Source organism: Streptomyces sp. NPDC037013 (assembly GCF_055607265.1).
The window spans coordinates 240,084-262,933 of sequence record NZ_JBVJRV010000001.1; the positions used below are offsets into that span (position 1 = coordinate 240,084).

Annotated in this window: 18 protein-coding genes; 13 read left to right on the top strand and 5 right to left on the bottom strand. The window is 71.6% G+C overall.

Annotated elements, in window-relative coordinates; translation table 11 throughout:
* Positions 1 to 4: 4 nt before the first annotated feature.
* Genes ACZ7DY_RS01080 through ACZ7DY_RS01095 form a run of 4 tightly spaced genes read right to left on the bottom strand, consistent with a single transcriptional unit; the run spans position 5 to position 5,804 of the window.
* Positions 5 to 865, bottom strand: a complete 861-nt coding sequence (locus tag ACZ7DY_RS01080; protein ID WP_471128352.1) for a 2Fe-2S iron-sulfur cluster-binding protein — start codon at positions 863 to 865, stop codon at positions 5 to 7.
* The gene (locus ACZ7DY_RS01085) at positions 862 to 2,883 is read right to left on the bottom strand and encodes an NADH-ubiquinone oxidoreductase-F iron-sulfur binding region domain-containing protein (protein WP_471128354.1); all 2,022 of its coding nucleotides are present in this window, start codon (positions 2,881 to 2,883) and stop codon (positions 862 to 864) included. The genes ACZ7DY_RS01080 and ACZ7DY_RS01085 overlap by 4 nt, the downstream gene beginning before the upstream one ends.
* 6 nt (positions 2,884 to 2,889) lie before the next feature.
* Positions 2,890 to 4,836 carry a molybdopterin oxidoreductase family protein gene (locus tag ACZ7DY_RS01090; RefSeq protein WP_471128357.1) on the bottom strand — a complete coding sequence of 649 codons (1,947 nt, stop codon included), beginning with the start codon at positions 4,834 to 4,836 and terminating at the stop codon, positions 2,890 to 2,892.
* Positions 4,833 to 5,804, bottom strand: coding sequence for a 2-dehydropantoate 2-reductase (locus ACZ7DY_RS01095; protein WP_471128360.1), 972 nt, complete (start codon positions 5,802 to 5,804; stop codon positions 4,833 to 4,835). The genes ACZ7DY_RS01090 and ACZ7DY_RS01095 overlap by 4 nt, the downstream gene beginning before the upstream one ends.
* A gap of 158 nt (positions 5,805 to 5,962) precedes the next feature.
* Between ACZ7DY_RS01095 and ACZ7DY_RS01100 the strand changes: the two genes are divergently transcribed.
* The 4 genes from ACZ7DY_RS01100 to ACZ7DY_RS01115 all read left to right on the top strand — a co-directional run bounded on the left by ACZ7DY_RS01100 (position 5,963) and on the right by ACZ7DY_RS01115 (position 9,294).
* Positions 5,963 to 7,297 (top strand): OFA family MFS transporter, encoded by a 1,335-nt coding sequence (locus ACZ7DY_RS01100; RefSeq protein ID WP_471128362.1) that lies wholly within the window; start codon positions 5,963 to 5,965, stop codon positions 7,295 to 7,297.
* The gene (locus ACZ7DY_RS01105) at positions 7,266 to 7,400 is read left to right on the top strand and encodes an MFS transporter small subunit (RefSeq protein ID WP_471128364.1); all 135 of its coding nucleotides are present in this window, start codon (positions 7,266 to 7,268) and stop codon (positions 7,398 to 7,400) included. The genes ACZ7DY_RS01100 and ACZ7DY_RS01105 overlap by 32 nt, the downstream gene beginning before the upstream one ends.
* 122 nt (positions 7,401 to 7,522) lie before the next feature.
* Positions 7,523 to 8,470, top strand: coding sequence for a beta-ketoacyl-ACP synthase III (locus ACZ7DY_RS01110; RefSeq protein WP_471128367.1), 948 nt, complete (start codon positions 7,523 to 7,525; stop codon positions 8,468 to 8,470).
* A gap of 146 nt (positions 8,471 to 8,616) precedes the next feature.
* The gene (locus tag ACZ7DY_RS01115; RefSeq protein ID WP_471128370.1) at positions 8,617 to 9,294 is read left to right on the top strand and encodes a GntR family transcriptional regulator; all 678 of its coding nucleotides are present in this window, start codon (positions 8,617 to 8,619) and stop codon (positions 9,292 to 9,294) included.
* Between the two features lie 21 nt (positions 9,295 to 9,315).
* On the opposite strand, the gene ACZ7DY_RS01120 is transcribed toward ACZ7DY_RS01115, so the two are convergent.
* Complete coding sequence (locus ACZ7DY_RS01120) at positions 9,316 to 9,741, bottom strand: PaaI family thioesterase (RefSeq protein ID WP_471128373.1); 426 nt, start codon at positions 9,739 to 9,741, stop codon at positions 9,316 to 9,318.
* 292 nt (positions 9,742 to 10,033) lie between these two features.
* Here ACZ7DY_RS01120 and ACZ7DY_RS01125 point away from each other — a divergent pair, with 292 nt between their 5' ends.
* From ACZ7DY_RS01125 to ACZ7DY_RS01165, 9 genes are all read left to right on the top strand, one after another.
* A complete protein-coding gene (locus tag ACZ7DY_RS01125) occupies positions 10,034 to 11,215 on the top strand; it encodes an ROK family transcriptional regulator (protein WP_471128374.1) in 1,182 nt (393 codons plus the stop codon).
* 139 nt (positions 11,216 to 11,354) lie between these two features.
* Positions 11,355 to 12,884, top strand: a complete 1,530-nt coding sequence (locus ACZ7DY_RS01130) for a sugar ABC transporter ATP-binding protein (RefSeq protein WP_471128376.1) — start codon at positions 11,355 to 11,357, stop codon at positions 12,882 to 12,884.
* Entirely contained in the window at positions 12,881 to 13,900 is a 1,020-nt protein-coding gene (locus ACZ7DY_RS01135) for an ABC transporter permease (RefSeq protein WP_471128379.1), read from the top strand. Before ACZ7DY_RS01130 ends, ACZ7DY_RS01135 begins: the two co-directional genes overlap by 4 nt.
* A gap of 16 nt (positions 13,901 to 13,916) precedes the next feature.
* Positions 13,917 to 14,957 carry a substrate-binding domain-containing protein gene (locus ACZ7DY_RS01140; protein WP_471128382.1) on the top strand — a complete coding sequence of 347 codons (1,041 nt, stop codon included), beginning with the start codon at positions 13,917 to 13,919 and terminating at the stop codon, positions 14,955 to 14,957.
* A gap of 48 nt (positions 14,958 to 15,005) precedes the next feature.
* Positions 15,006 to 16,223 carry a Gfo/Idh/MocA family protein gene (locus tag ACZ7DY_RS01145; protein WP_471128385.1) on the top strand — a complete coding sequence of 406 codons (1,218 nt, stop codon included), beginning with the start codon at positions 15,006 to 15,008 and terminating at the stop codon, positions 16,221 to 16,223.
* A 12-nt stretch (positions 16,224 to 16,235) separates the two neighbouring features.
* On the top strand, positions 16,236 to 17,240 hold the full coding sequence (locus tag ACZ7DY_RS01150; RefSeq protein WP_471128388.1) for a sugar phosphate isomerase/epimerase family protein: 1,005 nt from the start codon (positions 16,236 to 16,238) through the stop codon (positions 17,238 to 17,240).
* A gap of 200 nt (positions 17,241 to 17,440) precedes the next feature.
* Positions 17,441 to 19,924 (top strand): PQQ-dependent sugar dehydrogenase, encoded by a 2,484-nt coding sequence (locus ACZ7DY_RS01155; RefSeq protein ID WP_471128390.1) that lies wholly within the window; start codon positions 17,441 to 17,443, stop codon positions 19,922 to 19,924.
* Positions 19,925 to 19,929: 5 nt separating this feature from the next.
* The gene (locus tag ACZ7DY_RS01160) at positions 19,930 to 21,402 is read left to right on the top strand and encodes a ThuA domain-containing protein (protein ID WP_471128392.1); all 1,473 of its coding nucleotides are present in this window, start codon (positions 19,930 to 19,932) and stop codon (positions 21,400 to 21,402) included.
* A 273-nt stretch (positions 21,403 to 21,675) separates the two neighbouring features.
* A complete protein-coding gene (locus ACZ7DY_RS01165; protein WP_471130161.1) occupies positions 21,676 to 22,764 on the top strand; it encodes an inositol-3-phosphate synthase in 1,089 nt (362 codons plus the stop codon).
* Positions 22,765 to 22,850 lie beyond the last annotated feature (86 nt).

The window sequence follows — 22,850 nt, forward strand, 5'->3', positions numbered from 1 at the left end:
GTGATCAGTCCCGGTTCTGTACGTGCTGGTAGCCGAAGCGGCCCTTGATGCAGAGGTTGCCGTGGGTCACCGGGTTGTCGTGCGGCGAGGTGACCTTGACGATCTCATTGTCCTGCACGTGCAGGGTCAGATTGCAGCCGACTCCGCAGTACGCGCAGATGGTCGTCGTCTCGGTCTGCGCGGACTCGTCCCAGGTACCGGCGGCCCGCATGTCGAACTCCGACTTGAAGCTGAGGGCGCCCGTCGGGCAGACCTCGATGCAGTTCCCGCAGTACACGCAGGCGGAGTCGGTGAGCGGCGCGTCGTGCTCGACGGCGATGCGGGCGTCGAAGCCGCGCCCCGCCACCGAGATGGCGAACGTGTTCTGCCACTGCTCGCCGCAGGCGTCGACGCACTTGTAGCAGAGGATGCACTTGTCGTAGTCGCGCACGTACAGGTCGTTGTCGACCTTCGGTTCCTCGTCGAGGCGTGCCGCGTCGGGGCCGAAGCGGTCGGGTTTCGCCTCGTACTCCTTGAGCCAGCCCGCCACCTTCGGTGTCGTCGACAGGTCGACGGAGGAGGCGAGCAGTTCGAGGACGAGCCTGCGGCTGTGCCGGGTGCGCCCGGTGTCCGTCAGGACGCTCATGCCCGCCTCGGCCCGGCGCGAGCAGGCCGGTGCCAGGGTGCGGGCGCCCTCCACCTCCACGACACACACGCGGCAGGCGTTCTTCGGGGTGAGGGTGTCGCCCTCGCAGAGCGTCGGGACGTCCTTGCCCGCGGCCCGGCAGGCGTCCAGGACCGTGGACCCCTCAGGGACCCTGACCGGCTCCCCGTCCAGGGTGAACTCCAGCAGGCGGCGCGGCGGTTGGAGCGGGATGGCGGTCATTCGTACGCCCCCAGGCGGTCGATGGCGGATTCCACGGCGTTCCACGCGGTCTGGCCGAGACCGCAGATCGAGGCGTCCCGCATGGCCCGCCCCACGTCGCGCAGGAGCGCGATGTCGTCGGCGGCCGCCGCGCCGGTCCGCCCGGCGATGCGGTGCAGGGCCTCCTCCTGGCGGACGGTGCCGACCCGGCACGGCACGCACTGCCCGCACGACTCGTCGCGGAAGAACTCGGCGATGCGCAGCAGGATCCGGGGCAGCGGCACGGTGTCGTCGAGCGCGAGCACGACACCCGAGCCGAGGGTGGCGCCGGCCGCGCGGGTGCCCTCGAAGGTCAGCGGGATGTCCAGCTCGTCGGGGCGCACGAAACCGCCCGCGGCGCCGCCGAGCAGGATCGCGCGCAGGTTGCCGGGGTTGCCCGCGAGGTCGAGGAGTTCGCCGAGCGTCGCCCCGAAGGGGAGCTCGTAGACGCCGGGGCGCGCCACGCTCCCCGACACGCAGAACAGCTTCGGCCCGGTGGACCGCCCGGTGCCGATGGCGGCGTACGCCTCGGCGCCCATCGTCAGGATCGGCAGGACGTTGACGAGGGTCTCCACGTTGTTCTCGGCGGTGGGTCTGCCGAAGAGGCCCTTCTCCACGGGGAACGGCGGCTTGGAGCGCGGCTCCCCGCGGTACCCCTCGATCGAGTTGAAGAGGGCGGTCTCCTCACCGCAGATGTAGGCGCCGGCGCCGCGCCGGATCTCGATGTCGAAGGCGTACCCCTGGCCGAGGACGTCGTCGCCGAGCAGCCCCCGCGCGCGGGCCTGCGCGATGGCGTGCTCCAGGGTGCGCAGCGCGCGCGGGTACTCGCCGCGCAGGTAGAGGTGGCCGAGGTGGGCGCCGACCGCGTACCCGGCGATGGTCATGGACTCGATCAGCGCGTACGGATCGCCCTCCATGATCACGCGGTCCTTGAAGGTGCCGGGCTCGGATTCGTCGGCGTTGCAGACGAGATGGTGCGGATGGTCCGGCTGCGCCGCGGTGGCCTGCCACTTCCGTCCCGTGGGGAAGGCGGCGCCGCCCCGGCCGACGAGTCCGGATTCGGTCACCTCCCGGATGACCTCGGCGGGGCCGATGGCGAAGGCGCGGCGCAGGGCCGTGTAGCCGCCGTGGGCGCGGTAGTCGTCGAGGGAGGCCGGGTCGACGGCGCCGACGCGCCGCAGGAGGAGCAGGCCGTCCTGGCCCGCCTGCGGCACGGCGAGGGCGGCGGGGGGTTCGGCGGGGGCCGTCTCGGGGGCGAGTGCGGCCCGGGTGAGGGTGTCGGGGGTGGCGGGGGCGATGGTGGCGGTGGCGTGGGTCTTCTGACCGGTCCCGCCCGAGACCGGCGGCTCCACCGCCACGGGGGCGTCCGGCCGGGTGCCGCCCTCGCCGGGCGCCGTGTCGACCGCCGTGTCGACCGTCGCGTTCCGCTCCTGCGGCGGTGGGGGAGCGGCGTCCGTGCCGGTGCCCCCGGCGGCCGCGCCGCCCTCCCACTCTCGGGCGCCGGCCACGGGCCCCGCCCGCACCACCATCGCCGCCGGCGCCCGCTCGCACAGCCCCAGACAGGGGCTGGACTCGACGGCCACGCCCGCCGCGGGACCGAGCCGCTCCGCCACCTCCCCGCACAGGGCGGCGCCGCCGCACGTGATGTCCGTACAGACCCGGACCACCGTCGCGGGCCGCGGCCGCACCGAGAACAGGGAGTAGAACGTCGCCACCCCGTACCCCTCGGCGGGCGGCACCGTCAGCCGCCTGCACAGGTAGTCGAGGCCCCCCTCGCTGATCCACCCCACCCGGTCGTTCAGCGCGTGCAGCCCCGGCAACAGCAGATCCCTCCGCTCCCGGGCCACCCGCCCGCCCCGCGCCCACCGCAGATCCGCGTCGTCGCGGTCCGCGGACGCCCCCGAGGAGAGTTCCCACACGGACTCGGCGGGCCCGAGCACCGCGTCGACGGCCGCCCGTTCCTCGTCCGTCGGCTTGCTGTCGCCGAAATGCAGATCCACGTCACGTCACCCCACACCCGTGGCCGGCTCGGTCAGCTTGTCGATCCGGATCGCCGAGGCCTTGAACTCGGCCGTGCCCGCGATCGGGCAGTTGGCCTCGATCGTCAGCCGGTTGGTGTCCACCTCGTCCGGGAAGTGCATCGTCATGAAGGCGAGGCCGGGCCGCAGCCCGGGGTCCACCCAGACCGGCGCGGTCACCGTCCCGCGCCGCGAGGAGACCCGCACCTCTTCCCCCACAGAGACGCCGTACCGCTCCGCGTCCTCGGGACAGAGCTCCACGTACTCGCCGCGCCGCAGTGGCGAGGCGAAACTCCCGCTCTGCACCCCGGTGTTGTACGAGTCGAGCCGCCGTCCGGTCGTCAGCCGGATCGGGTACCGCTCGTCGGTTGCGTCGACCGGCGGATCGTGGACGACGAGCCCGAACGGCGCGGGTGCGCCGCGCCGCGCCGGATCCTTCTCCCACAACCTGCCGTGCAGATACGTCGGTTCGAGCCGGTCCTCGTCGGGGCAGGGCCACTGGATGCCCTGGAGCGCGTCGAGCCGCTCGTACGTCATGCCGCGGTGGTCCGGCGACACCGAGCGCAGCTCGTCCCAGACCGCCCGGGCGTCCGGGTACTTCCAGTCGTGGCCGAGCCGTGCCGCGAGCTCGCAGAGGACGTCGATGTCCTCGCGCGCCTCGCCGGGCGGCCGGACCGCCTTGCGGACCCGCTGTACGCGCCGTTCGCTGTTGGTCGTCGTGCCGTCGGTCTCCGCCCAGGCGGCGGTTGCGGGCAGCACGACGTCGGCCAGTTCGGCGGTCCTGGTCAGGAAGATGTCCTGGACGACGAGGAAGTCGAGGGCGCTCAGCCGGCGGACCGCCTGCTCGCTGTCCGCCTCGGACTGGGCGGGGTTCTCGCCGATGCAGTAGACGGCCCTGAGGGAGCCCTCCTCCATCGCCTCGAACATCTCGGTCAGCGTCAGCCCGTAACGCGGCTGGATGACGGTGTTCCAGGCCGACTCGAACTTCAGCCGGGTCTCCGCGTCCAGGATGTCCTGGAAGCCGGGCAGCCGGTTGGGGATGGCGCCCATGTCGCCGCCGCCCTGCACGTTGTTCTGGCCGCGCAGCGGCTGCAGGCCCGAACCGTGCCGGCCCACGTGGCCGGTGAGGAGCGAGAGGTTGATCAGCGCGCGCACGTTGTCCGTGCCGTTGTGGTGCTCGGTGATGCCGAGCGTCCAGCACAGCTGCGCCCGCTCGGCCCGCGCGTAGGCGTGCGCCAACTCCCGGATGGCGGCGGCCGGTACGCCCGTCACCTTCTCGGCGAGCGTCAGTGTCCACGGCTCGACCAGGGCCCGGTACTCGTCGAACCCCGTCGTCGCCCGCTCGATGAACGCGTGGTTGGCCAGGCCCGCGTGGATGATCTCGCGGCCGATGGCGTGTGCCATCGGGATGTCCGTGCCGACGTTCAGGCCGAGCCAGCTCTCCGCCCACTCGGCGGTCCTGGTGCGGCGCGGGTCGACCGCGTACATCCGGGCGCCGTTCCTGATGCCCCGCAGCACGTGCTGGAAGAAGATCGGGTGCGCGAAGCGGGCGTTGGAGCCCCACATCACGATCACGTCCGTCTGCTCGACCTCTTCGTACGACGAGGTCCCGCCGCCCGAGCCGAACGCGGCCGAGAGACCGGCGACGCTCGGGGCGTGACAGGTGCGGTTGCAGGAGTCGACGTTGTTGGTGCCCATCACCACGCGGGCGAACTTCTGCGCCACGTAGTTCATCTCGTTGGTGGCGCGGGCGCAGGAGAACATCCCGAAGGCGCCGCGGTTCCGGTCGAACCCGGCGGCCGCGCGGGTCAGCGCCTCGTCCCAGGTGGCGCGGCGGAACGGCTCGTCGCGCGCATCGCGGACCAGGGGATGGGTGAGGCGGGCGTAGGTCTTGGGGGTCCGGGAGCTGGTCCGGGTGTGGTCGCGTGGGCTCATGCGGCGGTCCTCGATGCGAGCAGGTCCGAGATGGCGTGGACGGTGCGCAGCGTCGGCACCTGCACGCCGGTGATGTCCGCCAGTTCGACGACGGCCGCGAGCAGCACGTCGAGTTCCAGCGGTTTGCCGCGTTCCAGGTCCTGGAGCGTGGACGTGCGGTGGTCGCCGACCCGCTCGGCGCCGGCCAGCCGCCGCTCCACCGAGATGTCCGGCTTGCAGCCGAGTGCGGCGGCGACGGCGAGCGTCTCGTTCATCATGATCTCGATGACGCGCCGGGTGCCGCCGTGCCGGCACATCTCGCCCATCGTGGCGCGGGCGAGCGCGCTGATCGGGTTGAAGGAGATGTTGCCGAGCAGCTTGATCCAGATGTCGCCGCGCAGTTCGGGCTCGACCGGGCATTTGAGGCCGCCCGCCACCATGGCCGCGCTGAAGGCCTCACAGCGCGGCGAACGGGACCGGTCGGGCTCGCCGATGGAGAAGCGGGTGCCCTCCAAGTGGCGGACGACGCCGGGGCCTTCGAGTTCGGTCGCCGCGTAGACGACGCAGCCGATGGCGCGTTCGGGCGGGAGGACCCCGCTCACCGTGCCGCCCGGGTCCACGCTCTCGATCCGGTGGCCGTCGTGCGGTCCGCCGTGCCGGTGGAAGTACCACCAAGGGATGCCGTTCTGCGCGGCGATCACCGCGGTCGTCTCGTGCAGGAGCGGTTCGATCAGCGGCCCGCATGCCGCGTACGAAGTGGCCTTGAGGCCGAGGAAGACGAAGTCGACCGGACCGATCTCGGCCGGGTCGTCGGTGGCGCGGGCCCGGGCGGTGAAGTCGCCGCGCGGGCTCAGCACCCTCACTCCGTGCCGCCTCATGGCCGCGAGGTGCGGTCCGCGGGCGACGAGATGGACGTCGGCGCCTGCGCGGTGCAGCGCGGCTCCGACGTAGGCGCCGATCGCACCGGCGCCGAGGACTGCGACTTTCACGGTGGGGCGCTCCATTCGGTCGAGGGTTCCGAGGAACGTGTCGGCGTGGAACGTATGGAGAAGTCGTCGACGGAATATTGTCTACAGTATGGAAGTTGGGGCAGCAAGGGTTCGCGCACGCTTCCCAACTCCCGCTCCACTTCCTATGGTTCGGGATCATGAAGCCCCCCGTCGCGCCACCCGGCTGGAGCCGGTGGCTCGTGCCACCCGCCGCCCTCTCGGTGCATCTCTCCATCGGTCAGGCATACGCCTGGAGCGTCTTCAAGCCGCCCCTCGAAGCGTCGCTGCACCTCAGCGGCGTCCAGAGCGCGCTCCCCTTCCAGCTCGGCATCGTCATGCTCGGCCTGTCCGCCGCGTTCGGCGGCACACTCGTCGAACGCAACGGCCCCCGCTGGGCGATGGCCGTCGCCCTCGCCTGCTTCTCCTCCGGCTTCCTGCTCGCCGCGCTCGGCGCCGCCACCCGCCAGTACTGGCTGATCGTCTTCGGCTACGGCTTCGTCGGCGGGATCGGCCTGGGCATCGGCTACATCTCACCCGTCTCCACGCTCATCAAGTGGTTCCCCGACCGCCCCGGCATGGCCACCGGCATCGCGATCATGGGTTTCGGCGGCGGCGCGCTCATCGCCTCGCCCTGGAGCGCGCGGATGCTGGAGGCGTTCGGCGCGGACACGCGCGGCATCGCGCTCGCGTTCCTCGTGCACGGCCTCACCTATGCCGTCTTCATGGCGCTCGGCGTGCTGCTCGTACGGGTGCCGCGCACGGAGGGCGCCCGTGTGCCGGGCGGGCCCGCCGTGCTCGACGGGCCGCAGGTCTCGGCGCGCCAGGCCGTCCGCACCCCGCAGTTCTGGTGCCTGTGGATCGTCCTGTGCATGAACGTGACCGCCGGGATCGGAATCCTGGAGAAGGCCGCCCCGATGATCACCGACTTCTTCGCGGACACCGCCACGCCTGTCTCGGTCTCCGCCGCCGCCGGTTTCGTCGCGCTGCTCTCCGCCGCCAACATGGCCGGCCGGATCGGCTGGTCATCGGCGTCCGACCTGATCGGTCGCAAGAACGTCTACCGCGTCTACCTCGGCGCGGGCGCCCTCATGTACCTGCTGATCGCCCGCTTCGGGGACGCCTCGAAACCGCTGTTCATCTGCTGCGCGCTGGTGATCCTCTCCTTCTACGGCGGGGGTTTCGCCACCGCCCCGGCCTACCTGAAGGATCTCTTCGGCACCTACCAGGTCGGCGCCATCCACGGCAGACTGCTCACCGCCTGGTCCACCGCGGGCGTCCTCGGCCCGCTGATCGTGAACCGGGTCGCCGACCACCAGGAGGAGGCGGGCCGGCACGGCTCCGGCCTCTACGGCCTCTCCTTCGCCGTCATGATCGGCCTGCTGGTCGTGGGATTCGCCGCGAATGAGCTGGTCAGACCCGTCCACCCCCGCCACCACGTCCCCGCCCCGAGAAAGGCCGCGGATGACCACGCCGCCGAACACACCACGCCGTGACCGCCGCGCGCTGACCGTTTTCGCCTGGCTCTGGGTGGGTCTGCCGCTCGCGTACGGAGTGTACGAACTCGTACACAAGGTCACGCGGCTCTTCGGAGGGTGACCGGATCATGAGAAGCATCCAAACGGCGCGCCCCTTTCCTGTCACATCACGTGCACCGTTACTCATCAGTCGCTGACCAGACTGGACGGTCCCGCATCTTCGGCAACAAGGGGGACCCGTTCATGCACGGCTCGCGCATCGCCGCCGTCGGCCACTACCAGCCCGCCAGGATCCTGACCAACGAGGAGCTGGCGGGCATGGTGGACACCAGCGACGAGTGGATCCGGTCCCGGGTGGGCATCCGCACCCGCCACGTCGCGGGCCCGCAGGAGCCGGTCGACGAGCTGGCCGCGCACGCCGGCGGCAAGGCGCTGGCTGCCGCGGGTCTGACCCCCGACGCCATCGACCTGGTCCTGGTCGCCACCTCCACGGCCATCGACCGCTCGCCGAACATGGCCGCCCGGGTGGCGGCCCGGCTCGGCATCCCCTCGCCGTGTGTGATGGACGTCAACGTCGTGTGCGCGGGCTTCACGCACGCCCTCGCCACCGCCGACCACACCGTACGGGCCGGTGCCGCGACCCGTGCCCTGGTCATCGGCGCGGACAAGATGACCGAGATCACCGACTGGACGGACCGCACCACCTGCGTGCTGACCGGCGACGGGGCGGGCGCCGCCGTCGTCGAGGCGACCCCGCCCGGCGAGGAGCCCGGCATCGGACCCGTGCTGTGGGGTTCGGTGCCCGAGATGGGCAACGCCGTCCGCATCGAGGGCACGCCCCCGCGCTTCGCCCAGGAGGGCCAGAGCGTCTACCGCTGGGCGACGACCCAGCTGCCCCCGCTGGCCCGCGCGGCCTGCGAGCGCGCCGGGCTGACCCCGGCCGACCTCGCCGGCGTCGTCCTGCACCAGGCCAACCTCCGGATCATCGAGCCGCTCGCGGAGCGCATCGGCGCTGTCAACGCCGTCGTCGCCCGCGACGTCGTCGACTCCGGCAACACCTCGGCGGCGAGCATCCCCATGGCGCTGTCCAAGCTGGTCGAGCGCCGCGAGATCGAGACGGGCGCCCCGGTCCTGCTGTTCGGGTTCGGCGGCAACCTGTCGTACGCGGGGCAGGTCGTCCGCTGCCCCTGAACGGGTCGCGCGATACCCATGACAGGGTCATGTGATGCCCATGAATGAGTCATGTCCGGCCGTGTGATCGGCTCAACTCCCCCTGGTACTGGCCCTTATGGCTCGTAGACTGTAGACAAAAGGCAATCGTCGATGAGGGGACCGCGATGTTGTCCACAGGACTGCCGCAGGGGGCGGTGCCCAGACTCGAACGCCCCGGGCCGCTCAGGGAGCGGGTCTACGAAGCGCTGCTCGAACTGATCACGACCCGTTCGCTGCGCCCCGGCCAGCACCTGGTCGAGAGCGAACTCGCCGGGCACCTGGGCGTGTCGCGGCAGCCCGTGCGCGAGGCGCTGCAGCGGCTCAACACCGAGGGCTGGGTCGATCTGCGGCCCGCGCAGGGCGCGTTCGTGCACGAGCCGACCGAGGAAGAGGCGGACCAGCTCCTCACCGTGCGGACGCTGCTGGAGGCGGAGGCCGCGCGGCTCGCCGCCGCTAACACCGGCACCGCGGGCATCGCCGCCCTCGACGAGCTCTGCACCCGGGGCGAGCAGGCCGTGGCCGACAACGACGTCGACCAGGTGGTCGCCCTCAACGCCGCCTTCCACGCCAAGGTGATGGAGCTCGCGGGCAACGTGGTCCTCGCCGAACTGGCCGGCCAGGTCGACCGCAGGGTCCGCTGGTACTACACGCCGGTGGCCCGCCGGCGCGGCCGGCAGTCCTGGCTGGAGCACCGCGAGCTGATCGCGGCGATCGCCGAGCGCGACGAACGGCGCGCCACCGACATCATGCGCGCCCACACCGAGCACACCCGCGAGACCTACCACCAGCGCGACGAGGGCTGACTCTCCCCGCCCGGCCCGAAGTCACTTCTCCCGGGCGGCGAGCACCGCCTGCGTCTGCGTGGTCTGCCCCGCCGGGCGCCCCTCGTCGTCGTACACCTGCGTCTGTACGACGACGAAGGAGCCGCCGACGTGCAGCGGGCGCGCCACCGCGCGCGCCGTCCCCGAGCGCACCGCCCGGAAGAAGTTGGTCTTGGACTCGACCGTCGACGTGGCCGCTCCCGACGGCAGGTTGAGGAACGCGCACACCGCGCCGACGGTGTCGGCGAGCGACATCAGCGCGCCGCCGTGCAGCACCCCGCCCGCCGTGCAGAGCTCCGGCGACCAGGGCAGGACGCCCTGCACGCACGCGGGTCCCGCCTCTTCGAAGACGAGGCCGAGATGCGCGGCGAAGGGGACCATGCGCAGCAGCCGGGCATGGAGTTCGTCCTGAGGCTGGGTGTCCGACATGAGCCGACCTTTCACCGGGGGAGCGCGACGGGTGACCAGCGTGCGGTACGGGGGCGGGTCCGTCGATTACTCCGGAGGTAAGGCCGCCGGGGGCAGGTCGGCGCCACCTTTGTCCTGTGACTGGGGAAAGTCATGGGTAATTCGCGCGCAACTTCTTCCCAGCCCCGGCAGGCGCTGCTACGTTCCCCTCGAAAGCTTGAAGGAGGCACGAAGGCGAGGCCGGCGGCAGCCACCGCGCCCCAGTGCAAGGCCATGGGAAGCCCGATGAGGCGGGGAGGGGCGCGTGAGACGCATGACGGCTCGACCCGCCAACGCGCACCAGGCGCGGCTGCTGCGGCTGTTGCGTGACGGAGGGCCCAACTCCCGCGCCCAGCTGGGGGATCAGGTCGACCTCTCCCGGTCCAAGCTGGCCGTCGAGGTCGACCGGCTCCTGGAGACCGGGCTCGTGGTCGCCGACGGACTCGCCGCCTCGCGCGGCGGGCGCCGCTCCCACAACATCCGGCTTGCCCCGGCCCTCCGCTTCCTCGGCGTGGACATCGGCGCGACCTCGGTCGACGTCGCCGTGACCAACGCCGAGCTGGAGGTGCTCGGCCACATCAACCAGCCCATGGACGTGCGCGAGGGCCCGGTCGCGGTCTTCGAGCAGGTCCTCGCCATGGCGGCCAAACTGAAGGCCTCCGGCCTCGCGGAAGGGTTCGACGGCGCCGGCATCGGCGTCCCCGGACCCGTCCGCTTTCCCGAAGGCGTGCCGGTCGCCCCGCCGATCATGCCGGGGTGGGACGGCTTCCCCGTACGGGAGGCCCTCAGCCAGGACCTGGGCTGCCCCGTCATGGTCGACAACGACGTGAACCTCATGGCGATGGGGGAGCAGCACGCGGGCGTCGCACGCTCCGTGGGCGACTTCCTCTGCGTCAAGATCGGCACGGGCATCGGCTGCGGCATCGTCGTCGGCGGTGAGGTCTACCGCGGTACGACGGGCAGCGCCGGCGACATCGGCCACATCCAGTCCGAACCGGACGGCCGCCCCTGCGCCTGCGGCAACAGGGGCTGCCTCGAGGCCTACTTCAGCGGCGCGGCACTCGCCCGCGACGCCGAGGAGGCCGCGGGACAGGGGCGTTCGGCGGAGCTCGCCACGCGGCTCGACGAGGCGGGACGGCTCACCGCCGCCGACGTCGCGGCGGCCGCCGCCGCGGGCGACGCCACCGCGCTCGATCTCATCCGCGACGGCGGCAACCGCACCGGCCAGGTCATCGCGGGCCTCGTCAGCTTCTTCAACCCCGGCCTCGTGGTGATCGGCGGCGGCGTGACCGGCCTCGGCCACACGCTGCTCGCCGCGATCCGCACCCAGGTCTACCGCCAGTCGCTGCCGCTGGCGACCGGCAACCTCCCCATCGTGCTTGGCGAGTTGGGCCCCACCGCCGGTGTCATCGGCGGCGCCCGGCTCATCAGCGACCACCTGTTCTCACCGGCCTGACGGGCCGGCCCGCACAGTCCAGTCCAGCGCACGCCCTGTCCGACCTGTCATGCCCTGATCATTGTTGGCCCGGCCCAGCGGCTGAGCCCTGCCCTGAATCCGTCCTGCCCTGCTGCGGCCGCCGCCGAGGGGAACCGTCATGGCACCCGAATCACCGCTGCTCACCATGTCCGGCATCACCAAGTCGTTCCCCGGCGTCCGGGCCCTCGACGGCGTCGACCTGCGGGTCCAGGCCGGGGAGGTGCACTGCCTCCTCGGCCAGAACGGCGCCGGGAAGTCCACCTTCATCAAGGTCCTCGCCGGCGCCCACCAGCCCGACGGCGGCGAGATCATCTGGCGCGGCGAACGGACCACGCTCCGCTCGCCGATCGCGGCCATGCGGCTCGGCATCGCCACCATCTACCAGGAACTCGACCTGGTGGAAGGGCTGTCCGTCGCCGAGAACGTCCACCTCGGCCACGAGCCCACCACCGCCGGGTTCGTGGTCCGCGGCCGGGCGGCGAGGACATCGACCGCCGCCCTGCTCAAACGGCTCGGGCACCCGGAGATCGACCCCGGCCGGCTCGTCGGCGAACTCTCCGCCGCGCAGCAGCAGATCGTCTCGATGGCCCGCGCTCTCTCCCACGAGGTCCGCCTGATCGTCATGGACGAGCCGTCCGCCGCCCTCGACCCCGACGAGGTCGACAACCTCTTCCGCATCGTCGGCGACCTCACCGCCGACGGCGTCGCCGTCGTCTACATCTCGCACCGCCTCGAGGAGATCCGCCGCATCGGCGACCGCGTCACCGTCCTCAAGGACGGCCGCGCCGTCGCGGGCGGCCTCCCGGCGAAGACCACTCCGACCAGGGACGTCATCGCGCTGATGACGGGCCGCAACGTCGAGTACGTCTTCCCCGAGCGGCGCACGGAGGACGCCGCACAACAAAGAGCGGGAGAACCCGTGTTGAGCGTCCGCGGCCTGGCGCGGCACGGCGAGTTCGAACCCCTCGACCTCGACCTGCGCCCCGGCGAGATCGTCGGCCTCGCGGGCCTCGTCGGCTCCGGACGCTCCGAGATCCTGGAGACGATCTACGGCGCGCGCAAGCCGACCGCCGGACAAGTGACCGTGGACGGACGGGCGTTGCGGCCCGGCAGCGTACGGGCCGCCGTCCGCGCGGGACTCGGCCTGGCACCCGAGGAACGCAAGGCGCAGGCCCTCCTCATGCTGGAATCGGTCACCCGCAACGTCTCCGTCTCCTCCATGTCCCGCTTCAGCCACGCGGGATGGCTCGACCGGGGAGCCGAACGCGAGGCCGCACGCTCGGCGACCCGCGAGCTGTCCCTGCGACCCGACGAACCCTCCGCCCCGGTGCGGACCCTCTCCGGCGGCAACCAGCAGAAGGCCGTCCTGGCCCGCTGGCTGCTGCGCGGTTGCCGCGTCCTGCTGCTCGACGAACCCACCCGGGGCGTCGACGTCGGCGCCCGCGCCGAGCTCTACGCGGTGATCCGCCGCCTCGCCGACGAAGGCCTCGCCGTGCTCCTCGTCTCCAGCGAAGTACCCGAGGTGCTCGGCCTCGCCGACCGCGTCCTCGTCCTGCGCGAGGGCCGTGTCGTGCACACCGCGCCCGCCCGTGACCTCGACGAACACCGCGTACTCGACCTCGTCCTCGAAGGGAGCCCGGCGGCATGACCCAGCCAGCCCCGGCGGCCGAGGCCGCCACCCGCAAGACCGCCCCCACCGACGGCGGCAGCCCGTGGCGCGCCACGGTGGCCCGCGCCGACGTGCGCACGCTCTCCCTGCTCGGCGTCCTCGCCGCGCTGATCGTGATCGGCGGCATCACCCAGCCCGACTCGTTCCTCGACACCGACAACGTCCAGCTGATCCTCACCCAGGCCTCGGTCATCGGCGTCGTGACCGTCGGCATGACGTTCGTGATCATCTCCGGCGGCATCGACCTGTCGGTCGGCGCGATCGTCGCGCTCGCCTCGGTATGGGCGACCACGGTCGCCACCCAGGAGTACGGCTTCGCGGGCATCCTCTTCACGGCCGTGATCGTCGGCATGGGATGCGGCCTGGTGAACGGCATGCTCATCGCGTACGGCGGGATGGTGCCGTTCATCGCCACCCTCGCCATGCTCGCGTCGGGCCGCGGACTCGCCCTGCAGATCACCGACGGCAAGACCCAGATGGTCACCGTCGACGGCGTGCTCGACCTCGGCGAGCGCGACGCGTACATCCTCGGCATCCCGCCGCTCGTCCTCGTCTTCGCCGCCGTCACCGTCGTCGGCTGGCTGCTCCTGAACCGCACCACCTTCGGGCGCCGCTCGGTCGCGGTCGGCGGCAACGCGGAGGCGGCCCGGCTCGCCGGCATCGACGTCCGCCGGCAGCGGCTCTACCTGTACCTGCTCTCCGGCCTGTGCTGCGGCATCGCGGCGTTCCTGCTGATCGTCCTGTCCGGTTCGGGACAGAACACCAACGGCAACCTCTACGAACTCGACGCCATCGCCGCGGCGATCATCGGCGGCACCCTGCTCAGCGGCGGCCGCGGCACCATCACGGGCTCCGTGCTCGGCGTGCTGATCTTCACCACGATCCAGAACATCTTCGCGCTCAACAACCTGGAGACCGCCACCCAGCAGATCGCCAAGGGGGCGATCATCGTCGCCGCGGTGCTCGTCCAACGACGTACGGCCCACACTTCCTGAGCTGAGGGGTTCACCCATGCCAACCCACACGAGCCGCAGAGGGCTCCTCTTCGGAGCCGCCGCCCTCTCCTCCGGGGCGCTCCTGACGGCGTGCACCAGCAACGAGTCCAAGGACGACGACTCCGACGCCACCTCGCGGCAGGTCGCCGACGACAAGCCGGGCAAGAAGGTCACCATCGGCTTCGCCGGGCCCCAGGCCGACCACGGCTGGCTCAACGCCATCAACGACAACGCCAGGAAGCGGGCGGAGAAGTACCAGGACGTCACGTTGGAGGCCACCGAGGGCTCCAACGACACGGCGGCACAGATCGGCCAGGTCGAGACGCTGATCAACAAGAAGGTCGACGTCCTGGTGATCCTGCCGGCCGACGGCAAGGCGCTCACCCAGGTCGGCCTGAAGGCCATGAGGGCGGGCATCCCCGTCGTCAACCTCGACCGCGTCTTCGCCACCCCGCAGGCCTACCGCTGCTGGATCGGCGGCGACAACTACGGCATGGGCCTGAGCGCCGGCCACTACATCGGCGAGAAGCTCAAGGGCAAGAAGGACGCGCGCGTCGTGGAGCTGGCCGGCCTCGACAACCTGGAGCTGACCAAGCAGCGCACCAAGGGCTTCGACGACGCCCTGAAGAACTACTCCAACATCAAGAAGGTGGCCCGCCAGGCCGCCGACTTCACCGTCGAGTCTGGCCAGTCGAAGATGTCCCAACTCCTTCAGGCCCAGAAGAACTTCGACGCCCTGTGGAACCACGACGACGACCAGGGCGTGGGCGCCCTGCGCGCCATCGAGCAGGCGGGCCGCGACGACTTCCTGATGGTCGGCGGCGCGGGCGCGCTCTCCGCCTTCCAGGCCATCGAGCAGGACAAGGGCGTCCTGAAGGCCACCGTCCTCTATCCGCCCACCATGGCGGCCTCCGCCATCGACCTGGCGCGCGCCCTCGGCCAGAGCAAGGGCATCAGCGGCATGGCGGAGTTCGAGATCCCCTCCTTCGTGACCTGCTACTCGGCCGTCGTCGACAAGGACAACGTCGGCCAGTACATGTCGACCGGCTTCAAGTGATGCGCACGCCCGCACCCCCCATCGAGCGTTCACGAGGAGGAGTACCGCATGCGTGAGACGGATACCGAGGCAGGGGCCGATCCCGGGGCGGCCGGGAAGCGGCCCCTGGGGGTGGGCATGATCGGCTACGCCTTCATGGGCGCCGCCCACTCCCAGGGCTGGCGCACCGTGGGACGCGTCTTCGACCTGCCGGTGCGGCCGGTGCTCTCGGCCGTCTGCGGGCGCGACGGCGACGCCGTGCGCGCCGCCGCCGACCGGCTCGGCTGGGCCGCGGCCGAGACCGACTGGCGCGCCCTGATCGCCCGGGACGACGTCGACCTCGTCGACATCTGCACACCGGGCGACAGCCATGCACAGATCGCCCTCGCCGCTCTGGAGGCGGGCAAGCACGTGCTGTGCGAGAAGCCGCTCGCCAACACGGTCGAGGAGGCCGAGGCGATGGCCGAGGCCGCCGAGCGGGCCCGCGCCCGGGGTCAGGTGGCCATGGTCGGCTTCAACTACCGCCGGGTGCCCGCCCTTTCGCTCGCCCGGCGGATGGTCGCCGAAGGGCGGCTCGGGGTGCTGCGGCACGTACGTCTGACGTACCTTCAGGACTGGCTGGTGGACACCCAGTTCCCGCTCACCTGGCGGATGCAGAAGGACCGCGCGGGCTCCGGGGCGCTCGGTGACCTGGGCGCGCACATCGTGGACCTCGCGCAGTTCCTGGTGGGGGAGCCGGTGGCCGGCGTGTCGGCGCTCACCGAGACGTTCGTCCGTGAACGGCCGCTCCTGGAAGGCGCGTCCAGCGGGCTCACCGCCGCGGGCGGCAGCCGGCTCGGCACGGTCACCGTCGACGACGCGGCGGTCTTCACCGGCCGGTTCCCCTCCGGCGCCCTCGCCTCCTTCGAGGCGACCCGCTTCGCCGCGGGCCGCAAGAACGCGCTGCGCGTCGAACTCAACGGCTCCGAAGGCTCCTTGTCCTTCGACCTGGAGCGGCTGAACGAGCTCTCCTTCCACGACCACACCGAGCCCGCGTCCTCCTCCGGCTTCCGCCGCATCCTCGTCACCGAGCCCGACCACCCGTATCTGGAGGGCTGGTGGCCGCCGGGGCACGGCCTCGGCTACGAGCACACCTTCGTGCACCAGGCCCGCGACCTGCTCAGGGCCATCGCCGACGGCACGCGGCCCGAACCCTCCTTCGCCGACGGCCTGCTGGTGCAGCGCGTGCTCGCCGCGGTGGAGGAGAGCGCGGCGAAGAACTCCGTCTATACGCCGATCCCCGCCTGAGGAGGCCCGGTCATGCCACGCAACTTCACCCTCTTCACCGGCCAGTGGGCCGACCTGCCGCTCGAAGAGGTCTGCTCCCTCGCCCGCGACTTCGGCTACGACGGCCTCGAACTCGCCTGCTGGGGCGACCACTTCGAGGTCGACAAGGCGCTAGCCGACCCGGCCTACCTGGACGGGCGGCACGCGCTGCTCGACAAGTACGGGCTCAAGTGCTGGGCCATCTCCAACCACCTCGTCGGCCAGGCCGTCTGCGACGCCATCATCGACGAGCGGCACAGGGCGATCCTGCCCGCCCGCATCTGGGGTGACGGCGAGGCCGAGGGGGTACGCCGCCGGGCGGCCGCCGAGATCAAGGACACCGCGCGGGCCGCGGCGACCTTCGGCGTCGACACCGTCGTCGGCTTCACGGGCTCCGCCATCTGGCATCTGGTCGCGATGTTCCCGCCCGCCCCCGAGTCGATGATCGAGCGCGGGTACGAGGACTTCGCCGAGCGCTGGAACCCGATCCTGGACGTCTTCGACGCCGAGGGCGTGCGGTTCGCCCACGAGGTGCACCCCTCGGAGATCGCGTACGACTACTGGACCACGCACAAGGCCCTGGAGGCCGTCGGCCACCGCCCCGCGTTCGGGCTGAACTTCGACCCCTCCCATTTCATGTGGCAGGACCTCGATCCGGTGGGCTTCCTCTACGACTTCCGCGACCGCATCTACCACGTCGACTGCAAGGAGGCCCGGCGCCGTCTGGACGGCCGCAACGGCCGCCTCGGCTCGCACCTGCCGTGGGGCGACCCGCGCCGCGGCTGGGACTTCGTGTCGGCCGGCCACGGCGACGTGCCCTGGGAGGACGTCTTCCGGATGCTGCGCTCCATCGCGTACGAGGGCCCGATCTCGGTGGAGTGGGAGGACGCGGGCATGGACCGGCTCCAGGGCGCCCCGCAGGCGCTCGCGCACCTGAAGACGTACGACTTCGAGGCTCCGACGGCGTCGTTCGACGCGGCGTTCGGCGGCAACGACTAGACCCGACGGACCGGACCGACCCTGTTTGTCCATTGACGGGAAAAAGTTCAACTTCCATGCCGCACAAGGGCTTTCCGCCCGGGACAAACGTGGCTACCGTCCTTGAGGTGTACAGGACATGAAGTCTCCGGGGTGACGGCGCACCCCGGCGCACGGCGCACCCACTCCCGTACGACCGTCCCCCCTTCCGGAGGAACCCCGTGCACAGGAAACGCCCCAGACTCCGCAGAACACTCGCCCTGCTCACCGGCACCGTGCTCACCGGCGCGAGCCTCAGCCTCGCCGTGCCGCAGGCCGGGGCCGTCCCCGCCGGTCCGCCCGCCGGGGCCGCCCCCGCCGCCGAGGACTTCCAGCAGGTCACCCTCGCCAAGGGCGAGCCGGAGATGGGCGAGCCCATGACGCTCGCCGTACTCCCGGACCGCTCCGTCCTGCACACCTCACGCGACGGCACACTGCGCCTGACCGACGCGGCGGGCGACACCAAGGTCGCGGGCAAGATACCCGTCTACTCCCACGACGAGGAGGGGCTCCAGGGCGTCGGGATCGACCCGAAGTTCCGCGAGAACCGGGCGGTCTACCTCTACTACGCGCCGCCGCTGGACACCCCGACGGGCGACGCCCCGGAGACGGGCACGGCCGAGGACTTCAAGAAGTTCGACGGCGTGAACCGCCTCTCGCGCTTCGTCCTCAAGGACGACGGCACGCTGGACACCACCAGCGAGAAGAAGGTCCTCGACGTCCCGGCCAACCGCGGCATCTGCTGCCACGTCGGCGGTGACATCGACTTCGACAAGGACGGCAACCTCTACCTGTCGACGGGCGACGACTCCAACCCGTTCGCCTCGGACGGCTACACGCCCATCGACGAGCGGGCCAACCGCAACCCCGCCTTCGACGCCCGGCGCAGCGCGGGCAACACCAACGACCTGCGCGGCAAGATCCTGCGCATCAAGGTCGCCGACGACGGGTCCTACACCGTCCCGGACGGCAACCTCTTCGCCAAGGGCACCGAGAAGACCCGCCCCGAGATCTACGCGATGGGCTTCCGCAACCCCTTCCGGATGAGCGTCGACAAGCCCACCGGCACGGTGTACGTGGGTGACTACGGCCCCGACGCCGGCGCCGCCGACCCCAAGCGCGGCCCCGCTGGTCAGGTCGAGTTCGCCCGCGTCACCAAGCCGGGCAACTTCGGCTGGCCGTTCTGCACCGGCAAGAACGACGCCTACATCGACTACGACTTCGCGACCGGCACCTCCGGGGCGGCCTTCGACTGCGCGGCGCCGAAGAACGACTCGCCGCGCAACACCGGCCTCACCGACCTGCCGCCCGCGCAGGAGGCCTGGATCCCCTACGACGGCGGCTCGGTCCCCGAGTTCGGCACCGGTTCGGAGTCCCCGATGGGTGGCCCCGTCTACCGCTACGACGCCGCCAACGACTCCCCGGTGAAGTTCCCCGAGGCCTACGACGGCGACTTCTTCGCCGGTGAATTCGGCCGGCGCTGGATCAAGCGCATCGAACAGGGCACCGACGGCGCCGTCTCCAAGATCAACGCGTTCCCGTGGTCCGGCACCCAGGTCATGGACATGGCCTTCGGCCCCGACGGCGCGCTGTACGTCCTCGACTACGGCACCGGCTACTTCAACGGCGACGAGAACTCCGCCCTCTTCCGCATCGAGAACGCCACCGGCGGCCACTCGCCGGTCGTCGAGGCGAGCGCCTCGGTGACCAGCGGCCAGGCCCCGCTGAGGACCAGGTTCACCGCCAAGGCCACCGACGCCGACGGCGGGACGCTCACCTACGCCTGGGACTTCGGCGACGGCGGCAAGTCTGCCCAGCAGAACCCCACGTACACGTACCGGAAGAACGGCGTCTACACCGCCACCGTGACCGTCAAGGACTCCACCGGCCGCACCGGTTCGGCGAGCGCACACGTCACCGTCGGCAACACCGCGCCCAAGGTCACCCTGGAACTCCCCGGCGACGGCCAGCTGTTCACCTTCGGCGACAAGGTGCCCTTCAAGGTCAAGGTGACCGACAAGGAGGACGGCCCGATCGACTGCGCCAAGGTCAAGGTCACCCACATCCTCGGTCATGACAGCCACGGCCACCCGGTCACCTCGGCCAACGGCTGCGAGGGGACCCTCCAGACGTCGGCGGACGGCGAGCACGACCCGAACGCCAACATCTTCGGGGTCTTCGACGCCGAGTACACCGACAAGGGCGCGGCCGGCCAGCCCGCGCTGACCACCCACGACCAGAACGTCGTCCAGCCCAAGCACCGCCAGGGCGAGCACTACGGCGACTCCAAGGGCGTCTCCGTGATCAACCACGCCCCGGCGCACGGCGGCAAGACCGTCGGCGACATCCACAACGGCGACTGGGTCTCCTTCAAGCCGTACATCCTCGGCAATGTCACCGGGATGACCGCGCGGGTCGCCTCCGCGGGCTCCGGTGGCACCCTGGAGGTACGCAGCGGATCCGTGACCGGCAGGCTCCTCGGCTCCACGAAGGTCGAACCGACCGGCTCGTGGGAGACGTTCAAGGACGTCAGCACCACCATCAGCAAGCCGCCGACGGGGACCACGACGCTCTACCTGGTCTTCAAGGGCACCGGCACCGGAGCGCTGTACGACCTGGACGACTTCACGTTCACCACCAGGGCCGCCACCGGCCGGAAGGGGTGACCGCGATGCGCGGACGAGCCCGCATCATCACGGCGACCGCGGTGGCCGCCCTGCTCATCGGGTGCGCCTCGGGCCCCGCGGCCTCCGACCCGAAACCGGCCCGGGCGGGCGAGCGCGTCCTCGTCTTCTCCAAGACCGCCGGGTTCCGGCACGACTCGATCCCCACGGGCGTCGCCACCGTCAAGGAACTGGGCGCCGCGAACGGCTTCGCCGTCGACGCCACCGAGGACGCGGGAGCCTTCACGGCCAAGAACCTCGCCCGGTACGACGCCGTGATCTGGCTCTCGACCACCGGTGACGTGCTCGACGCCGCACAGCAGACGGCGTTCGAGAAGTACATCCGGTCGGGCGGCGGCTACGTCGGCGTGCACGCGGCGGCCGACACCGAGTACGACTGGCCCTTCTACGGCGGGCTCGCGGGCGCCCACTTCCAGTCGCACCCCGCGATCCAGCCCGCGAAGGTGCACGTGGAGGACCACGCGCACCCCGCCACGTCCCACCTGGGGACCGGGACGTGGGACCGCACCGACGAGTGGTACAACTACCGCGCCAACCCCCGCGACCGGGCCCGCGTCCTCGCCTCGCTCGACGAGTCGTCGTACACGGGCGGCACCATGGCGGGGGACCACCCCATCGCCTGGTGCCAGAACTACCAGGGCGGCCGCTCCTTCTACACCGGAGGCGGTCACACCAAGGAGTCCTTCGCCGAACCGGCCTTCCGGCAGCACCTGCTGGGCGGCATCCGCTGGGCGGTCGGCGCCGCCCAGGCCGACTGCCGCCCCGAGAAGGGCTACACGCCCCTCTTCGACGGCACCGCGGCCTCACTGGAACACTGGAAACAGGCGGGCCCCGGCTCCTTCCGCCTCGATGAGGGTGCCGGCACGCTCACCACCACCGGCGGCATGGGCATGCTCTGGTACGACGCGCGCGAACTCGGCTCGTACTCGCTCAAGGCCGACTGGAAGATGGCCGGCGACGACAACTCCGGGATCTTCGTGGGCTTCCCGCCCTCCGACGACCCGTGGTCGGCCGTGAACAACGGCTACGAGATCCAGATCGACGCCACCGACGTCCCCGAGAAGACCACGGGCTCCGTCTACGGCTTCCGGTCCGCCGACCTGAAGAAGCGCGACCGGGCGCTGAACCCGCCGGGGGAGTGGAACACCTACGAGATCCGCGTCGAGGGCGAACGCCTTCGGGTCTACCTCAACGGCGTACTGATCAACGACTACACCAACACCGACCCGGCACGGAGCCTGCGCCAAGGCCACATCGGCATCCAGAACCACGGCGACGGCGACGAGATCACCTTCCGCGACATCCGGTTGAAGGACCTGCCGGTGCGGGGTGCGGGGGCGCGGGGGACGAGCTCTCCCGCGGGCGCCGGTGCGGAGGCCGTGACCGGTCCTTCCGCGGTGGCCGGTTCGCAGGCAGCTATGGGTACTCCCGCGTCGGCCCGGTCGGGCGCGGGCCGTTAGACGGCGGCGGGCGGAGGACGCCGGACCTCCGCCCGCCGTCTTGCACCGCTCTCACGTCCTTCGAGCTCCCGAGTCGTGTCCCGAGCTCTTGAGCCATGGCAGGAGGCAGCCGTGTCCACATCAGCGACCTCTACATACGCGCCCTCACCTTCCCCCCTCGGGACCTCGCCCACCGGTGCCCCATCTTCCGACGCCCCATATTCCGAAGCCTCGTCCGCCGAGGCCTCGTCCGCCGGGGCTTCGGAAGGTGGGGCTGCGCCCGTCGGGGTCTGGCTGATCGGGGCACGCGGCTCGGTCGCGACCACGGCCGTCGCGGGCTGCGCGGCGGTGACGGCCGGCCTGCACCCGCCCACCGGCATGGTGACCGAAACGGCCCCCTTCGAGGGCCTCGGCCTGCCCACCCTGTCCTCCCTCGTCTTCGGCGGCCACGACACCACCAGCTGCCCGCTGCCCAAGCGCGCCGAGGAACTCGCCGCGGGCGGCGTCCTGCCGCACGGCATCCCCGCGGCCGTGCGCGCCGAACTCGCCGCCGCCGACGCGGAGATACGACCAGGCGGACCCCAGCCGGGCGACTCCCGCGGCGACGAGGAGCTGATCGAGACCTTCGCCGCCGACCTGAGCGACTTCGTACGTCGCCGGGGCCTGGCCCGCGCGGTGGTCGTGAACGTCGCCTCCACGGAACCGCGCCCCGCGGACGACGACGAGCGGCTCCCCGCAAGCTCCCTCTACGCCGCGGCGGCACTGCGGGCCGGCTGCCCGTACGTCAACTTCACCCCGTCGACCGGCCTGCACCACCCCCGCCTGACCGAAGCGGCACGCTCCAGCGGCCTGCCGCACGCGGGCCGGGACGGCAAGACCGGCCAGACCCTGCTGCGCTCGGTGCTCGGCCCGATGTTCGCGCAGCGGGCACTCGCCGTACGGGCCTGGTCCGGCACCAACCTCCTGGGCGGCGGGGACGGCGCCGCCCTGGCCGACCCGGCCGCCGCGGCCGCGAAGAACGCCGGCAAGGAACGCGTCCTCGCCGACACGCTCGGCGCCGCCCCCGAGGGCGAGGTCCACATCGACGACGTGCCCTGCCTCGGCGACTGGAAGACGGCGTGGGACCACATCGCCTTCGACGGCTTCCTCGGTACCCGCATGGTTCTGCAGACCACGTGGCAGGGGTGCGACTCGGCCCTCGCGGCCCCCCTGATCCTGGACCTCGCCCGCCTCACCTCCCGCGCCCACGAACGCGGTCTCTCCGGCCCCCTGCCCGCCCTGGCCTTCTACTTCAAGGACCCGGACCCGGGCGCCCCGGCGGCGCTGGGCGAGCAGTACGCCTCACTGATCGAGTTCGCGTCCCACTTTGAGGGCGTCCGATGAGGGGCGGGGGAGGTCTTGGGGTGGCCTTTGGGGTCGCCTCGGAGGTCGCCTCGGGGGTGGTCTCAGGGATCGGCTCGTGGGTGGCC

Excerpts from the sequence above, each read along its gene's own strand:
- ACZ7DY_RS01080 (WP_471128352.1), bottom strand. The coding sequence starts at position 865 with ATGACCGCCATCCCGCTCCAACCGCCGCGCCGCCTGCTGGAGTTCACC.
- ACZ7DY_RS01140 (WP_471128382.1), top strand. The coding sequence starts at position 13,917 with ATGCCAACCCACACGAGCCGCAGAGGGCTCCTCTTCGGAGCCGCCGCC.
- ACZ7DY_RS01115 (WP_471128370.1), top strand. The coding sequence starts at position 8,617 with ATGTTGTCCACAGGACTGCCGCAGGGGGCGGTGCCCAGACTCGAACGC.
- ACZ7DY_RS01120 (WP_471128373.1), bottom strand. The coding sequence starts at position 9,741 with ATGTCGGACACCCAGCCTCAGGACGAACTCCATGCCCGGCTGCTGCGC.
- ACZ7DY_RS01145 (WP_471128385.1), top strand. The coding sequence starts at position 15,006 with ATGCGTGAGACGGATACCGAGGCAGGGGCCGATCCCGGGGCGGCCGGG.
- ACZ7DY_RS01125 (WP_471128374.1), top strand. The coding sequence starts at position 10,034 with ATGACGGCTCGACCCGCCAACGCGCACCAGGCGCGGCTGCTGCGGCTG.
- ACZ7DY_RS01150 (WP_471128388.1), top strand. The coding sequence starts at position 16,236 with ATGCCACGCAACTTCACCCTCTTCACCGGCCAGTGGGCCGACCTGCCG.
- ACZ7DY_RS01100 (WP_471128362.1), top strand. The coding sequence starts at position 5,963 with ATGAAGCCCCCCGTCGCGCCACCCGGCTGGAGCCGGTGGCTCGTGCCA.
- ACZ7DY_RS01130 (WP_471128376.1), top strand. The coding sequence starts at position 11,355 with ATGGCACCCGAATCACCGCTGCTCACCATGTCCGGCATCACCAAGTCG.
- ACZ7DY_RS01105 (WP_471128364.1), top strand. The coding sequence starts at position 7,266 with ATGACCACGCCGCCGAACACACCACGCCGTGACCGCCGCGCGCTGACC.
- ACZ7DY_RS01090 (WP_471128357.1), bottom strand. The coding sequence starts at position 4,836 with ATGAGCCCACGCGACCACACCCGGACCAGCTCCCGGACCCCCAAGACC.
- ACZ7DY_RS01135 (WP_471128379.1), top strand. The coding sequence starts at position 12,881 with ATGACCCAGCCAGCCCCGGCGGCCGAGGCCGCCACCCGCAAGACCGCC.
- ACZ7DY_RS01110 (WP_471128367.1), top strand. The coding sequence starts at position 7,523 with ATGCACGGCTCGCGCATCGCCGCCGTCGGCCACTACCAGCCCGCCAGG.
- ACZ7DY_RS01160 (WP_471128392.1), top strand. The coding sequence starts at position 19,930 with ATGCGCGGACGAGCCCGCATCATCACGGCGACCGCGGTGGCCGCCCTG.